Raw genomic sequence first — 15,730 nt, 5'->3', positions numbered from 1 at the left:
TAAAAATAGAAGACCAAAAACCACCGGCTCTTGATTGATCCGGTGGTTTTCGCTGTGTTATATCAAAGTAGCCTCCCAAAAGGCTATCTATTAGAAATCGAAGTTGTCTGGATCAGGTCCAACGCGTACATCTTCGTTCAGGGCACTGATCTGATCCATCTCTTCATTTGAAAGTTCGAAGTCGAAGATGGAGGAGTTCTCGATAATCCGCTGTTCCTTAGTGGACTTCGGAATAGTAATGACCCCATTTTGCAGATCCCAACGCAGGATTACTTGTGCAACCGATTTGCCTTTGGCTGAAGCAATCGCTGTGAGCACTGGGTTGTCCAACAGCTGGCCTTGCATCAGAGGCGACCAAGCTTCAAGCTGAATACCATTTTTTTCACAGAAAGCCTTAAGCTCAACCTGAGTCAGGCGAGGGTGGTATTCCACCTGATTGATCATCGGTTTCACTTTGGCATCCTGCATCAGGTCTTCGAGATGATGAATCTGGAAGTTGCTTACGCCAATAGCCTTAATGCGGCCGGCTGCGTAAAGCTCCTCGATTGCTTTCCAGGCTGCTTTGTACTTGCCTGCTTTTGGCCAGTGAATCAGATACAGATCCAGATATTCCAGTCCAAGTTTGTTCAAGGTGGTATCAAAAGCGGCAAGTGTCTCTTCATATCCGAGGTCTGCATTCCATACTTTGGATGTCACGAACAGGTCTTCCCGCTTCAGGTTGTTCTCTTGCAAAGCTTCTGCAATCGCTTGGCCCACACCGGCTTCGTTACCGTATATTGCGGCAGTATCGATGCTGCGGTAGCCATGTTTAATCGCATTTTTCACGGCTGCAATCAACTCAGATCCTTCTTCTACCTTAAATACGCCAAGTCCGAACCAAGGCATATGAACACCATTGTGCAGCGTTACTTTGGAGTGTAAATGTTGTGCGGTTTGTATTGTTGTCATGAGAGTTCCTCCTTCAATTGTGTAAAAATCAGTCCTTTGAAGCTGAATTTCCGTTATTTCATCATACAAAATCAAATCATAGTAGATCAAATTGGGTTCAACGTATATAGTATAGTAAAATACGATGTGAAACCGGTTCCCTCCTAAATTTGGAACCAATATTCCCAGGCTGAGCCCAATGGGCGGGATGCAACTTAGAACGAAGCCTTCTCCATTTCGGCGGATATATGTTGATCCTTGCTTTCTAGCATTTTAGCCCATGCCGTCAGGATTACAGCTACGAGAACCATCAAGGCTCCGACCCATGTCGTGTGAATCAAACCGATGGAGTCATTGATCACTCCACCCAAATAGGCACCTATAGCGATCCCTGCATTAAATGCGGCGATGTTAAAGGCTGAGGCTACATCCTTGGCCTGTGGTGCATATCGTTCAGCCAAGGTTACTACATACATCTGAAGACCAGGCACATTCATGAAGGCGAGCAGGCCCATACCCATAATGGTGAGCAGTGCTGCCAGCTTGAACGGGACGGTAAAGTACATGATGCCCAGAATGATGGTCTGAATGATGAACATGTAGAAGAGCGCCTTAAGCGGGTTGCGGTTGGCTGCTCTACCGCCGATGATATTGCCCGCTGCAATGGCAATTCCGTACAACAACAGAATGAACGCTACAGTTTTCTCGGAATAGCCGCTGATATCATGCAACAACGGGGACAGATACGTAAAGACAACAAATGTTCCTCCGTACCCAACGGCAGTGATGGCGAAAGCCAGCAGTAAGCGTCCACCTGTAACCAGCTTCAGCTGATCCCGAAATGCTGTTCGTGTTCCGTGTTTCAACGTGGATGGCACGAGTATCAGGTTCCCAATCATCGCAACGATGCCAACTACAACAATCAGGATAAATGCAGCACGCCAGCCCCAATGTTGACCGATGAGTGTACCGAGAGGTACGCCCGTTACCGTGGCTATTGTAAGGCCGGAGAACATAATGGCAATGGCACTTGCTCTGCGGTTGGCAGGTACCAGATCCGCTGCAATAGTGGAGCCGATGGACATGAATACTCCGTGTGCCAGAGCAGATACCACGCGTGCAATGAGTAACATGGTGATACCGGTCGATAGCGCAGCCATCGTGTTACCCGCAATGAAGACAACCATAATGGCAAGCAGTAGCGTTTTGCGTGATACGGTAGACGTCAGTGAGGTCAGGACAGGAGCCCCAAAGGTAACGCCTAAGGCATATAAGGTAACGGTCAGTCCCGCTGTAGTTACGGAAATGCCCAGGTCATCTGCAATGAGGGGCAGTAGCCCAACACTGATAAACTCAGTGGTACCGATAGCAAATGCACTAATGGCCAGCGCCAGCAGCGCCCATGTGCTGCGTTTTGAATCTTGTAACATTTCTTGCTCAACTCCCCAGAATGTAGATTTACGTACCGGCAAATGCTATTATGAGTTATTCAGTATAGATTGAATAGTACGTACTTTTTAGTACCCTACGTACTTTTTGGTGCCTATACAGCATGCATCGGATGTAATTCCATTCATCAGGGAGGAAACAAGTAATGGTTCGAAAAAAATATAACATCTCGGTTGAAGCAACGTTGGAGGTGATCGGTGGCAAGTGGAAATGCGTCATTCTATGTCATCTGACACATGGGAAAAAGCGAACCAGTGATCTTAAGCGTATTATGCCCGCTATTACACAGAAAATGTTAACACAGCAACTGAGAGAGCTTGAAAACGACGGAATCGTGAACCGGATTGTATATAATCAGGTCCCGCCCAAGGTAGAGTACGAATTGAGTGATTATGGGCGGAGTCTTGAACCGATTCTTAATGCGCTCTGTAATTGGGGAGATCAGCATATTGTGAAGGAATACGGAGACAAATCAGCAGTGTTGGAAGATAACGGGCTAAATGATTTTAACTCGGACAATAGGGAGCTGGTGCAACCGTGAACTATGAGATTTTATATGATGGTGCTTTTGCGATGCTTAAAGTACATTTGCAGCGGGGAGAGCGTTTCAAGGCCGAAAGCGGTGCGATGGTCTCCATGACTCCGACGGTTGAACTGAAGGGTTCAGCGGAAGGTGGAATGTTTGCCGGGTTCGGTCGAATGCTGAGCGGGGAGAAGTTCTTCTTTCAGGAACTGACGGCTGCGGGCGGATCGGCAGAGATTCTACTCTCACCTTCAAGCATGGGCGATGTGGAAGCCGTTGAATTGGACGGTTCCTATTCACTCTATGTGCAGAAAGACGGATTTCTGGCAGGTACCGAGGGCATTCAGGTAAATACCAAAATGCAAAACCTGAAGAAGGGTCTTTTCTCGGGAGAAGGTTTCTTTATTATTGAGATCAGCGGACGTGGAACTGTATTTCTGTCTTCCTATGGTGCAATCCATGCGATCAATCTGGCTGCGGGTGAAGAAATGATCGTGGATAACGCCCATTTGGTGGCATGGCCCCATTATGTAGAGTACCGTATTGAGAAAGCTTCACAAGGCTGGTTATCAAGTGTGACAAGTGGAGAAGGGTTGGTATGCCGGTTCCGTGGAGAAGGAACCATTCTTATACAGAGCCGCAATCCGCAAGGATTCGGACAATGGGTGAAGCAGTTTATCCCTGCGCGCTAAATATTATTGCAGAAGAACACACAGAGTTGCAACGGATGTGTCTCCATCATCGTTATAGGAATAACGGACTTGCTTGAATGTCTGATGGGTACACATTCTGCTGCATAAGTCACACATCATGGAGGTATGAAATGACAAGCTCACGGTATAAAAATGCACAGGAAAGCCCGGGATATCTGCTCTGGCAGGTTACAGCGATGTGGCAAAAGGAAGTACGCAGAGTGCTGGAGCCCCTCGAACTGACACAACCGCAATTTGTATTGTTGCACGCCTGTCTATGGCTCAATGAACACGATGAGGAAGGCAAAGGCGTTACGCAAGTTCAGATTGCCCAATTTGCCAAAGTGGACGTTAACGTGACTTCTCAGGTGCTGCGTGCGCTTGAAAAGAGAGGGTTGATTACCCGTGCTCGTCATCAGACGGATACACGTGCCAATATTATTACAACGACGGAAGAAGGAACCCGTCTGGCTGTAGAGGGGATCCACCTGGTAGAGGAGTCTGACAAGGCATTCTTTGATATTGTGGGTGACCGCAAGGAAGAGTATTTGGAGATTATGCAGAAGTTCTTTCAACATAAGACAGAGGGATAATCTTTAATATACATTTTTTTATTTTATTAAACTACAGATTGTAGTGAAACTGGAAATTTTTCTAATTAATTATTTTATGATATATATATGCCAGATATGAAACAAACCTCCCCAACGCAAGCATAGGGAGGTTTATTCCGGTTTGCTTCAATCGATTCGGTAAGACGCAAACGGCTCGCGGCGGCGGAAAGAGTCACTGATCTGATCTAGATCAGACAACAGCTCATCTGGCAGTGACAAGTCCAGACTAGCGAGATTGTGTTTCAGCTGTTCAGTGCGTGTAGCGCCGACAATCACTGTGGAGACAGCGGGGCGTGCCAGCAGCCATGCGAGTGACAGCACGCTCGGGGAGCAGCCATATGAAGCAGCTTTAGCACTCACTTGTTCACTTAGCTGGATGTTATGCTCCAGCAGGAAACGGTTGAAGGACGGATCGGTGTCTGCTCTGGACCCGGAAGGCACACTTGCCTGTCCGTTATATTTACCTGTGAGAATGCCACCTGCCAGTGGGAAATACGGGATAATGCCTACACCCTGATCCAGACACATGGGTATCAATTCTAGCTCGGGTGTACGGTCAGCCAGAGAGTAACTGGTTTGGGTGGAGATGTAGCGTACATAACCTTTCTGTTCACTGATCCCCAGTGCTTTCATCAGCTCCCAAGCTGCATAGTTGGAGGCTCCGATGTAACGGACTTTACCGGAAGTGACCATATCGTCCAGTGTGCGCAGTGTCTCATCCAGCGGTGTATGCGGATCAAAAGTATGGATCTGGTACAGATCCACATAATCCGTTTGCAGACGCCGCAGGCTATGTTCCAGCTCTTGTTGCAGATGGTAGCGGGACGAACCCCGCCCATGGGGACCATCATGCCGGGGTAATCCGGCTTTGGTAGCAAGCACCGCGTTTTCCCGTCGACCTGCGAGGGCCTGTCCGATGATGCGTTCTGATTCTGTACCTGCATAGATATTGGCGGTATCGATAAAGTTGATGCCCTGATCCATCGCTGCATGAATAATGCGGGTAGAAGCTGCTTCATCCGCGCGTTTGCCGAACGCATTGGTGCCGAGCCCCAGTGCCGACACACGCAGACCACTATTGCCCAAATGTCGATATTCCATCATTCATCGCTCCTTCTCTATTCATTTATGTATAGCAGATTATAACGTAATCTATTGAAAACGTGTTATTAATATAGTTAAATGATTCTAAGAACCCGTTATTAAAGGAGATATGATGGAAAACAGTGCTGCACATTTAACAAGGCGGAAGCCGAAGAAAACGAAGAAGAGATGGAAGAAGCCGTTGATCATCATCCTGAGTGTGCTGCTGGTGTTGGGAGGACTCGGATTTATCTATCAAAAGCAACTCGTCGTGTTTGCATTTAACCTGTTTGCTTCGGATACCGTAAAGGAAACGCTCGATGAATCCTTCAAGCCGGTTGGTGATAAGGATGCACCCGTTGTGGAACATACCGATCCTTTCTCGCTGTTGCTGCTAGGGATTGACCAGCGGGATAATGAACCAAGCCGTTCGGATACTATCATCTATTCCGTCGTGCGTCCAGAAGACAATAAAGTGCTGTTACTATCTATTCCGCGTGATTCCTATACCGAGATTGTCGGTCGGGATGTGAAGTCGAAGATCAATTCAGCTTATGCCCACGGTGAAGCCAAGATGGCGATGGATACGGTGGAGAATCTGCTAGGGAACAAAGTGGATTTCTATGCCGCGATTAATTTTAACGGGCTCAAGGATATTGTCGATGCGGTGGGCGGTGTTGAACTGCCGATCAAAAAGAATATTGAGAACAAATCAAAAGCGCATGAAAAGCTGTTTGTCGAAGCCAACAAACCAATCTATAGCGGTGAAGAAGCGCTTGGATATGTGCGTTATCGGGAAGATTCCGATTTCAATCGGACGATGCGTCATCGGATTTTCTTAAGTGCCTTCATGAATCGTGCGCTGGAGGTCAAAAATCTGACCAAGATTCCGGATGTAATCCAGATTGCCGGATCGAATTTCACAACCAACATGACCTCGGACTTTATCGTGAAATTTGCCGAGTCCTTATATATGAAAGACAGCATCCCAACGATCAGCAATTATATGCTGAAGGGTGAGGGTGCAACGCGCAGTGGTGTATGGTTCTACGATCTGTCGGACGACGATCTGCAATATGTGCGTGGCATGATCGCCAGTTGGCTGGACCCGGATGCGACCGAGATAATTGAGCCCGAATCAGCTGACCAATCGGAGACGAGTGATGCGGCATAAGCCTCGATTCTTGTGCAAAGCTCATATGAATATAAGTCGGGAGAAGCGTATGCTTCCCGGCTTTTTTTGCGTTTGAGATCCTTTGGATGAAATATTGCACGGATATATCTAATGTTTAAACCTCTTTTTATGGCATACATATAGTAAAATATAGGGAAAAGATTAAACATCAACCAACGGAGGAAGCTCATGAAGGAGTTTAAGGAACGGCTTCAACAGGTTCAGGAGCAGCAGAAGCAACTGGCGAAGGAGTATCACGCCCTGCTCCAGGAATACCAGTCCGATGACCTGATCGTTCAGAATGAACAGCTGCAAGAACAGTACGAAGCCCACAAGCTCAAGCTGCAACAGCTCGAACTTCGCTCGCGCAAGATGGAAGAAGAGAATGCACGTCTTCGCATGGCGTTATCCGAACAGATGCTGGATGAGAAGCTGAATCTGATCCGGGTATCCCGGGAGAAGATGGAGACCTATTTTCAAGGGAAAACAGCGGTACATAATGATCGAATTGCATCTCATGAACATCGAACCAAATCCAATCTAAACGCCCTGTACAACCGGGCAGCACAGGAGTTGCAAGAAGATTCTCACGAAGTGAAGGAGAGGATTGCTTACCTTGCGGCAGAGGTGAATGAGCGGATTGAAATGCACAGACAGGCCGTACGGGAGAGAGAAGAGGCTTTACGTGGGAACATGGGTCGTGGGTATGAGCAGATGGCGGAGGAGGGATTGAGCGAAGAGACTATTCAACGCCGGATCAAGCAGAATCGTATGGAGATGAAAATCGGACTCAGCTGGATCAACAAAGTAGCCATCCTGCTTCTCATTCTGGGTGTTGGAGCAGCATTCCAATACTCGTACTCGACCTGGTTTAATGACGAGATGAAGAGCGGAGCCTTTTTCCTGCTCGGTGCACTGATGCTAGCGGGAGGAGAGTGGCTGTTCCGTCGCAAAAGGCAGACGTTCGCGATGGGGCTGCTCGGCGGCGGGATCTCCGTGTTGTTCGGATCCATCTTCTATAGTTACTTTTTACTGCATATTATCGGGTTATATACGGGACTTGGCTTGTCTGTATTGGTATCGGCAATCTCTGTATTGCTGTCCTTGAGATACCAGTCGAAGACCATCTGTTCATTGGGTCTAGTAGGTGGATATCTTCCGCTATTCTCCTACATGTTCTCGTTCGGGCTTGAGGGCCCTGCTGTCTATGTAGCCATGATCTATCTGCTGCTCTTAAACGGCATTATTGTATTCATCTCATTCGGCAAACGTTGGCCTGTGGTACACTATATCAGTTTTCTGTTCAACACACCGTCCATGCTCATCCTCTTATGGCTGTCGCCAAGTGAGAAGATTGGCATGCTGTATTCCATTGTAACCTTTGCATTATATCTGGGCATTACGCTGGCATATCCTTTCAAACATCGAATGAAGTTAACCTGGTGGGATTTCGCTCTACTCGCCATGAATACGAGCATTAGTTGTCTGATGTTATACGTGTTATTTGATGTGGCGGGTTGGAATGATGCTCAGGGCTTGCTGGCGTTAATCTTCTGCGTGGTGTATCTGGGCCTCGCACGATTCGTTCAGCGCAATATGGCTCAGGAGAAACAGACGATTCTACTCTTTTATGCCACTTCCCTAACCTTCGCCATTCTGATTATTCCGTTCCAGTTCGGGGCCAAGTGGTTATCGATGGGTTGGTTAATTGAAGGCGTTCTGCTAGTAACGCTCGGACATCTGAAACGGCTCAAATCGGTGGAACGTGCCGGATGGGGCATCGTGCTTCTATGTCTAATCACTTTTGTGTACTATGACCTTCTGGCGCTATTCTTCATCGGGGAACGTTCTTACTTTATGTTAAAATACACCAGCATCACGCTGGGAACCTTACTTATTACACTGTATTATGCCTGGGCAGTTCACAGCAACTCATCTTCCAGAGAGAGATTCAATTACAGCGCGCTGGAGCTGGGTTTCCTGAACGGATTCAAGTATGTAGCACTTGCGAATCTGTGGTTATACGCACTGTATGAGTCGAATGAATTGTATACCAGAGCTGTCGATGGGACGTTCCTGTTATACATGTTCTACAAGTTGTTGATGTTCGCAGCACTCACCATTGCATTGGCCTATGGACTGAGCAAAGTGACGTTGTTACGTGATCGCTTCGTGCAAGTGTACACCACCTTCCTTCATGCCGTTGGCTGCTGTATTGCACTGGCCGTAACCTTAACTATGCCAGCGCTTCAGCCCGAAGTTCAGCAGCATACCGCGGCTGAGATTGTTGGTTTACTGGTGCTGATCATCTTTAACGTAGGGGTATTCTTTGCAGGAAGGGATCTACTGATTGCAGGCATCCGAGGGCAGTTCAAGAGCATTGAATGGTACCCGGTTATCGCAGGGGTATATCTGCTGGGTGTCATCACCGTATTTCTGACGATTCAGTTCCAGTGGGGCGATGTGGGGCTGATGTTCAGTCTGATCTATCTGCTGCTGGCGATTCTCTATATTGCGTATGGATTCCGTAGAAAATATGTCATGATTCGGCGTCTGGGTCTGGGACTAACGTTGTTCGCAACGGGTAAGATGGTGTTCTATGATGTGGGTATGCTGACATCGGGCAGCAAAATCTTTGCCTATTTCAGCTTTGGCGTACTATTGCTGGGGATTTCCTACCTGTATCAGAAGGTGTCCAGCCGGATGGAGGAAATACAGTCCAGAGAGACAGCAAAGCCTGACGACGAACCGACTGTACCTGAGGAAGACCAAGATTAATTTTGATTTTGAACGACTGTAGTGACCTTTGCGATCATATGGGGAGGGATTCTTGAAATGGGATTCGACCTGAAAATTATGCTTTGGCAGTTGTTATGGATTGCTGGCCCTGTAGCTCTTGTCGTGTATGGCTGGAGGAAATTCGGTGCGAGAAAGAAGCGGCGTTGATGTGAGTGCGGATGATGGGAGAGTCCGCTCTCCACTTCACTTCGCTTTGGGAAATCAGGCGTTATCTCTGTTATGCAACTCATAGACGATCTTTCGTGTAATATAGATTCTTTGGATTGAAATGAGGCTCCGGGCTGCTGTTACCAGCAATCTGGGGCCTTATTGATGTGAGTTCTATGGCTCAGTAATATGACATTCGTGAAACGTTTTGCGCGGAGATCACGTTATAATAGAGTAGACTTAGGGTTGGATCTTCATTTGTAACCATGAGGTTTCGGAAGCCGTGCCTTTCAGTGATTCTCCGCCATCGTCATGCATACGGGAGAGCACGGTTAATGTTATGGACAAGGCGAAGGCGAGCAGCACGTATATGAAAATGTTTTTTTTGTTCATAGGGAGGTACCTCTCTTGTTGAATGAGCTAAAGTAGACATCCGGCCGTTATGAGAAAAAAAGCACAACGTCTGGTATAGTAGAGTTAGCAGAACCAAACATAAATCGTTCCTGTATATCACTATATGGATGTATAGCGGTGCAAACAATGGAACAAATCTGATGATCTTATCATTATTGTTAACGAAATTTGTATAGTACGTGTTCAAAAAGACCGGTTTTCAGTACCGAGAAGATGGGGTGAAGCTAGAAATGGAGTAGCGGAGCGTAGGGAAACCTACGTGAGCAACGGACATTTCGGCTGAATTCCATATTCGATGCTGATGATGCCGTTAGGCATCCGTAGTAATCAAAAGCGGGCTTTTTGAACAACCTCTTATAGAGATCGAGTGATCGTTGAAGGTGGGAGAATAATATGCGGGAGACGGCAAAAATCGTCATTCGTACGCCAGGACAGGAAAGTGACGGCTCATTCGCTTATGTAAGCCAGGGTCGCTCCATTACCGTGGGACGTTACACAGGCGGCAGCGAGTTGGACTTGTCTGTCTATAATCAGATGATATCGAAGCGGCATTGCCGCATTCATTATGATGCACAACAGCAGTTATGGATTGAGGATCTGGATAGCAAAAATGGAACCGAACTGAACGGGCAGCGCCTCGTTCCGTATGAGAAATATCCGTTTGGCGAGGGAGACAGCCTGACGTTGGTCAACGGACTGATCCAGCTTCGCACGGAAGGCGATCTTGGGGAGACCAGGGAATATCGTGTGTCGGATCTGCTGGGTGAGGGCGTACGTTTACAGGATCACCTGCAAACGGTGCAGATTGGAGAAGTGGAAATTCCACTATCCAAGAAGGAATATCAGCTGTTCAAGTTGCTGTACAGTGAGCTGGACCACTTTGTGACAAGGGAACAGATTGTGGCTCAGGTGTGGCCGGAGCGGAGTATGCTGGAGAGTGAAGCGGTGGGAATCGACGAGATTAACTCGCTGATCTATCGGACGAATCGCAAGCTGGGTGTACACTTTACCATTAAGTCTGTATACAAAAAAGGTGTATATATGAAGTCTCATGTGCCGGAATGAATGAGTGATAACAAAGGGATGTGATCATGTTCAGCATTTACCTGATTCCATGGCTGATTGCCGTGGTGACATTGATCGGTGTCGTATCGATCGTACTCATCAGTTGGAAGAATGGAATTTCACCGATGCCCACATCCAGCCGCGTCAGGCAGGTGGTCATTCAAGAGGTGAACCGGATTCCCGGGTACGGTGATGTGCTTGAAGCGGGCTCCGGATGGGGCACACTGGGACTGGATGTTGTAAGGCATTGTCCTGGTAAAAGGCTGACTGGGATTGAGAATTCTATCATTCCCTTGTGGTCTTCCCAACTGATTGCCTATCTGAGTGTTCGCTTAAGGCGAGCGAAGGGAAAAGGACATTCTCTTCAGGGCAGGCTGCGCTTCATGCGCGGGGATATCTACACCAGTTCCTACGAACATGCAGACTGCGTAATCTGTTATCTGTTCCCAGGTGCCATGACTAAACTTCTGGACAAGTTCAGTCGGGAGCTTCCGCCCGGGGCCAAGGTGATTAGCGTCTGTTTTGCCTTGCCGGGAAAAGAACCACTACGTACCATTACATGCCGGGATGCCTTACGCACCAAGGTGTATGTCTACACCTTCTGAAAAAAGGAGTACATCCACTTTCCCTTAAACAGGGCGGTGTAATCCTGTTTCTAGAGAGATAACGTAAAAAGGCTCCGAACTCACTGTGAACGTGAATTCGGAGCCTTTTTTGTTTAGTCTGAGCTAGCGAGGTAACCTTTATCCGCTCAGCATCATGTCTTATTTTGCAGAACCCGTAGTAGTGCCTGTGCTCTCAGAGGTTGTACCGGATTGCGTCCGATTTCTACCGCCTCCGAAGCCGCCTTGGCCACGGCCTCCTCCTGGACCACCCATACCTGAATTAGCTGTAGTTACACCAGATTCATTGACCCAAGTTACATTACTGGTCGATTGGAAGGCAACCACTTGAGTTCCACCACTATACGTACCGTCTGTGTAGAGTCCATCTACCGCTTTACCTGTCGACGTACCACCGGAGTAGATCACGTAGGAACCATCTTTTGCAAGATCCGGGGAGCTGACAACCACGGTTTGATAATCTTTTGCCGGAGCGAATGTCAGAATGTTGTTGCCTTCGCTATCTTGTACATGTACAAGTGTTCCAGCTTTTTGTGTTGCAGGGAATGTCATCACAATGGTATTTTGCGTAGATGCATCGGATGTTCCTTGTGCCATGCCAGAGCTTCCAGCAGCCACGAGGTACCCACCGCTGATTTCAAATGTGCCGTCATAATCCAATGCTCCGTTGCCGCTATCCGTCGGTCCGTTCACAATAACCGTTCCGCCAGTCATGTTAATGGAACCATTGGAATCCAGTCCATCACCACCTGCGTTCACCGTGAGGGAACCGCCGTTAATGTGAAACTCGTTATTGCTCGCTGTTGCACTTGGCATACCGCCGGGTGCGCGGCCTTGACCTGCATCTGTACCTTGGGATGCCTGATCGGTAGTCGATGTTGTGCCCGTCGTTTCGGTTACAGAGATGTTGGAAGTCGTTGCGGCATCGGTTGCTGTAGTAGCGCTAGCTGTACTTGCCGCTGTATTCGCAGCTGTTTCCGTCTCGCCACCTGCAGCATTTACGCCATCATCGGATGCTGTTACATCCACATCCCCATCGTTCAGGGTGATAACTGCCCCCTCAAGTCCTTCGTAGCTCTTCGCAATGGTGATGGTTCCACCGTTAATCGTTAGCTCCTGATCGGCATGAATGCCGTCATCACCGGATTCAATATTGAATGTTCCGTCATTGACGGTTACGTTATTGTTGCTGTGCAGGGAATCATCCATGGAATCAATGGTATACGTACCGCCATTAACCGTAAGGTCTGTACCTGCTTTGAGCGCTTTGGCACTTGTGGACTCGGTTGCTGTTGTTGCTGTATCCGCATCGGCATTGGAATCCGTCGCTGGTGCTGCACTAGCAGAGTTGGATGCTGCTGCGTCATTCGTATTAGCACCTGCATTCGTACTGCTGGTACCGCTGTTATTAGGCATCTCCGGCATATCTGCAGGAGGTTCGCCATCTGGTGGTGTACCCATATCGGTTGGAGGTGTGCCGCCACCCCATCCACCGCCACCGCCGCCAAATGGACCTTCTTCTACTTTGGCTGGTGCATTGGCGCTACCGCCGGCGGTCACAATGTTGTATGTGCCGCCATCCGCAACGAGAGCGGTTTCGGCTTGAATACCATCGTTGCCACTCTGAATATCGAAGGTGCCTCCTGCGATAGCAACGTAGCCTTTGGTGGTATCCGTGTCATTGGTCGATTTAATACCGTCGCCTTCGGCTTGAATGGTAATCGTACCTGCTTGGATGGCAATCATATCTTTACCTTTGATGCCGTCATCGGCTGCTTTGACGCTGATGGTCCCGCTAATGATTTTCAGGTCATCCTTGCTTGTAATACCTTCATTATAGTTACCTGTGACGGTCAATTGCCCTGCACCGTTGAACGTAAGATCCGCTTTACTGAAGATCGCAGCATCCGGCTCATCTGTCGTAGCGTCGGCGTACACATATGTTTTACCATCGGAAACGGTATTCTTGGTTCCTTTTTCGAGCGTAATCACCGCTTTACCGGCTTTCTGAATGTAGATCGCTGCACTGTCGTTATCATGAATGGTTGCTCCGTTTAATACGAGATGTACGGTGCCCTTATCGGCAACGTTAACCACGATCTGGCCGTCGGTTAGCTCACCGCTAAGTACATAAGTGCCTGCCTCGGAGATGGTTACTGAGCCATTCGCTGCTTTGGCACCCGAACCGGTTACTGTTGCCGTTGTTCCGTTCAGCTTAATCGCTGTGGAATCCGCCTCACTCCAGCTAATATTGGTATCGTCCGCATCCAGAGAGACCAGATCTGCGTATTTTACAGAAGTTTGCTCGCTGACGGATACCGTTTTGGTTGTTCCTGTCGTTGACGTTGCGGCATTGGCCGTTGTGCTTGTGGTTGCTGGTGCACTGCATGCTGCGAGTAGGCTGGTAATCATAGCGATGGACCATAGTTTGCTGCCTGTTATCATGTTCTTCTTCATATTGGATCGTTCCCTTCGAATTAAAAATTAATATTCCGTTGTTGGACTCATGGTTAAGGAGATATCCAGGTTGCCGTTCCGTGTACGGATGGCGTCGAGGAATTCCTTTTGGCTAACACTTTCGTGAATGGTTACACTGTAGACCAGCTCATACAGACTGCCGAGTTCGGTCGTTCTGATTTTTTTTAGATCAAAAGGTACATTGAATGTATGGAACACTTCATTGAGTGCTTCTTCATAGCTCAAGTTCTCGGGAATGGTGACTTTCAGCGTCTTCAGCTGACTTTTCTTGCCGCCGAAGTTGAAGCGACTCAGGACAAACATCAGTACACACAGGATAATGGTGAACAACACCGCGTATCCAAAAGCGCCTACACCGCAGGCAAGACCGGAAGCCATCGTGAACAATACATAAGCAATGTCTTTTGGATCACCAGGGGCACTGCGGAAACGAATGATGGAGAAGGCACCTGCCAAGCTGAATGCTCGAGCGATGTTGCTGCCGATGAGCAGGATGATGATGGCGACAATGACGGGCAGGACGACCATCGTTAAGGTAAAGCTCTGGGAGTATGTGCTTTGGTTGGTCTTCATGTAGGTGAGGCTGATAATTAACCCCAGAATGATGGCAAGACCAATGGTGATGATGGCGTTGTTAAACGTCAGGTTAGTATCGGTTAGGGCGGAACTGAACAGTGAATCAAGCATATAGGACACGCTCTCTTTCTATGATCGTTTTATCTTGTTCTATGGATGGGTTGAAATCGGTACCTGGCACAAGAATGCGTTCCGTCTGGTAATTCAGGTTCGTTGTTCTCGCCAGATGTCTGTACTCGTTGCCGTATTTGGAGAATCCGGTACGATACAGCCCATGTTCAGACAGCAGTTGTGACAGCCACATCGGAACGGTTTTCTCGGCTTTCACTTCCATCAGCCATCGACCGTCCTTCACCAGCGGTTCTCCGTAATCTCCCTGTTCCAGCTTCAGATCGTATCTGCGACTGCGGATGTTGGTGTCAAAGGTAATGCGGAGATCCCGGCTGTTCTTGTCGAAGAGTGCTTTGCGTTCATACGCCAGATATACTTTCGGTTCCAGATCGTATACCCGAAGGAAATATTTGATCTCTTCGACAACCTGCTTGTTCATGTAATCCGCCAGCTCCGGCGCCTGTCCTGAACGGACGAATTCGTAAGCTTCATCCAGCTTCAAGGCGGTTCTGCGCTTGTTCACCAGGCCAAAGACTTTCTTTTTGATCTCCAGATACACTTTGGCATTCTCTTCAGGTATTCCATAAGCCCGCAGTCTCAGCTTCTCCTTGTATTTTGGTTTGGAGAGACTGGCGCGGATCAGTGAATCCTGCGGAGTGTCGAAGTACAGGTTGCTGATGGAGTAATACTCATGTTTCTTGTTGTAGGCATCCAGCTCCATGTATTTCAGCAGGTCATTGTAGAAATGTGCGTACTGCTCATCCGTCAGAAGATACTTGCTCTCATATCGGTTGAATACTTCAATCGCCATGTGGGACTCATTCCTTTCGTTTGCGAGTTGTATGTTTTGTTCCATCGTGTATTGCTTCCATGTCTGTATCTTAGAGCCCCAACCTTGAATGAATCTTAAATGGTTTTACATTGCGTTAACATTTTTTTACCTTCCTATAATAGTGCGCATGCACAAAATGAATTAAGATTGATTCAAGGTTTGATTGATAGAATAGGCGATATCATACAAGGGTTAATGAAGACGAATAATTCAAGCAGAGGAA

At 47.9% G+C, this 15,730-nt stretch carries 14 protein-coding genes; 7 read left to right on the top strand and 7 right to left on the bottom strand.

Translation table 11 applies throughout. The annotated features are described in order from the left end of the window. Positions 1–90 precede the first annotated feature (90 nt). Together WFI24_RS18175 and WFI24_RS18170 are read right to left on the bottom strand one after the other, a co-directional pair. Complete coding sequence (locus tag WFI24_RS18175) at positions 91–948, bottom strand: aldo/keto reductase (protein WP_336763032.1); 858 nt, start codon at positions 946–948, stop codon at positions 91–93. Between the two features lie 194 nt (positions 949–1,142). Then, positions 1,143–2,357, bottom strand: a complete 1,215-nt coding sequence (locus tag WFI24_RS18170) for an MFS transporter (RefSeq protein WP_336763030.1) — start codon at positions 2,355–2,357, stop codon at positions 1,143–1,145. A gap of 164 nt (positions 2,358–2,521) precedes the next feature. On the opposite strand from WFI24_RS18170, the gene WFI24_RS18165 reads away from it, so the two are divergent. The 3 genes from WFI24_RS18165 (at position 2,522) to WFI24_RS18155 (ending at position 4,184) form a co-directional block, all read left to right on the top strand. Further along, positions 2,522–2,917, top strand: a complete 396-nt coding sequence (locus WFI24_RS18165) for a winged helix-turn-helix transcriptional regulator (RefSeq protein ID WP_062836690.1) — start codon at positions 2,522–2,524, stop codon at positions 2,915–2,917. Then, positions 2,914–3,591, top strand: a complete 678-nt coding sequence (locus WFI24_RS18160; RefSeq protein ID WP_336763027.1) for a TIGR00266 family protein — start codon at positions 2,914–2,916, stop codon at positions 3,589–3,591. The genes WFI24_RS18165 and WFI24_RS18160 overlap by 4 nt, the downstream gene beginning before the upstream one ends. A gap of 131 nt (positions 3,592–3,722) precedes the next feature. Then, positions 3,723–4,184: a MarR family winged helix-turn-helix transcriptional regulator gene (locus WFI24_RS18155; RefSeq protein WP_336763025.1), complete on the top strand. Its 462-nt coding sequence runs from the start codon at positions 3,723–3,725 to the stop codon at positions 4,182–4,184. A gap of 147 nt (positions 4,185–4,331) precedes the next feature. On the opposite strand, the gene WFI24_RS18150 is transcribed toward WFI24_RS18155, so the two are convergent. Continuing rightward, entirely contained in the window at positions 4,332–5,306 is a 975-nt protein-coding gene (locus tag WFI24_RS18150; protein WP_336763437.1) for an aldo/keto reductase, read from the bottom strand. A gap of 112 nt (positions 5,307–5,418) precedes the next feature. Between WFI24_RS18150 and WFI24_RS18145 the strand changes: the two genes are divergently transcribed. Together WFI24_RS18145 and WFI24_RS18140 are read left to right on the top strand one after the other, a co-directional pair. After that, positions 5,419–6,462, top strand: coding sequence for an LCP family protein (locus tag WFI24_RS18145; RefSeq protein WP_336763023.1), 1,044 nt, complete (start codon positions 5,419–5,421; stop codon positions 6,460–6,462). Between the two features lie 189 nt (positions 6,463–6,651). Then, the gene (locus WFI24_RS18140) at positions 6,652–9,240 is read left to right on the top strand and encodes a DUF2339 domain-containing protein (RefSeq protein WP_336763021.1); all 2,589 of its coding nucleotides are present in this window, start codon (positions 6,652–6,654) and stop codon (positions 9,238–9,240) included. Positions 9,241–9,648: 408 nt separating this feature from the next. Here the strand turns inward: WFI24_RS18140 and WFI24_RS18135 are convergent, their stop codons facing one another. Beyond that, positions 9,649–9,801 carry a hypothetical protein gene (locus tag WFI24_RS18135; protein ID WP_336763019.1) on the bottom strand — a complete coding sequence of 51 codons (153 nt, stop codon included), beginning with the start codon at positions 9,799–9,801 and terminating at the stop codon, positions 9,649–9,651. Positions 9,802–10,215: 414 nt separating this feature from the next. Here WFI24_RS18135 and WFI24_RS18130 point away from each other — a divergent pair, with 414 nt between their 5' ends. Both WFI24_RS18130 and WFI24_RS18125 read left to right on the top strand, forming a co-directional pair. Next, positions 10,216–10,887 carry an FHA domain-containing protein gene (locus WFI24_RS18130; RefSeq protein WP_145324818.1) on the top strand — a complete coding sequence of 224 codons (672 nt, stop codon included), beginning with the start codon at positions 10,216–10,218 and terminating at the stop codon, positions 10,885–10,887. 26 nt (positions 10,888–10,913) lie between these two features. Continuing rightward, positions 10,914–11,492, top strand: a complete 579-nt coding sequence (locus WFI24_RS18125; protein ID WP_336763016.1) for a class I SAM-dependent methyltransferase — start codon at positions 10,914–10,916, stop codon at positions 11,490–11,492. Positions 11,493–11,651: 159 nt separating this feature from the next. Here WFI24_RS18125 and WFI24_RS18120 read toward each other — a convergent pair whose 3' ends face one another. Genes WFI24_RS18120 through WFI24_RS18110 form a run of 3 tightly spaced genes read right to left on the bottom strand, consistent with a single transcriptional unit; the run spans position 11,652 to position 15,486 of the window. Beyond that, complete coding sequence (locus tag WFI24_RS18120; protein ID WP_336763014.1) at positions 11,652–13,967, bottom strand: carbohydrate-binding domain-containing protein; 2,316 nt, start codon at positions 13,965–13,967, stop codon at positions 11,652–11,654. A 27-nt stretch (positions 13,968–13,994) separates the two neighbouring features. Beyond that, positions 13,995–14,675, bottom strand: coding sequence for a DUF4956 domain-containing protein (locus WFI24_RS18115; RefSeq protein WP_336763012.1), 681 nt, complete (start codon positions 14,673–14,675; stop codon positions 13,995–13,997). Further along, positions 14,668–15,486, bottom strand: a complete 819-nt coding sequence (locus tag WFI24_RS18110) for a polyphosphate polymerase domain-containing protein (protein WP_100528190.1) — start codon at positions 15,484–15,486, stop codon at positions 14,668–14,670. Before WFI24_RS18110 ends, WFI24_RS18115 begins: the two co-directional genes overlap by 8 nt. Positions 15,487–15,730: the final 244 nt, after the last annotated feature.

It is taken from the genome of Paenibacillus sp. USHLN196, assembly GCF_037144955.1.
Lineage (GTDB): Bacteria > Bacillota > Bacilli > Paenibacillales > Paenibacillaceae > Paenibacillus > Paenibacillus xylanexedens_C.
Note: the sequence above shows the minus strand (reverse complement) of the source record. Positions and strands in the feature narration are given on the sequence as shown.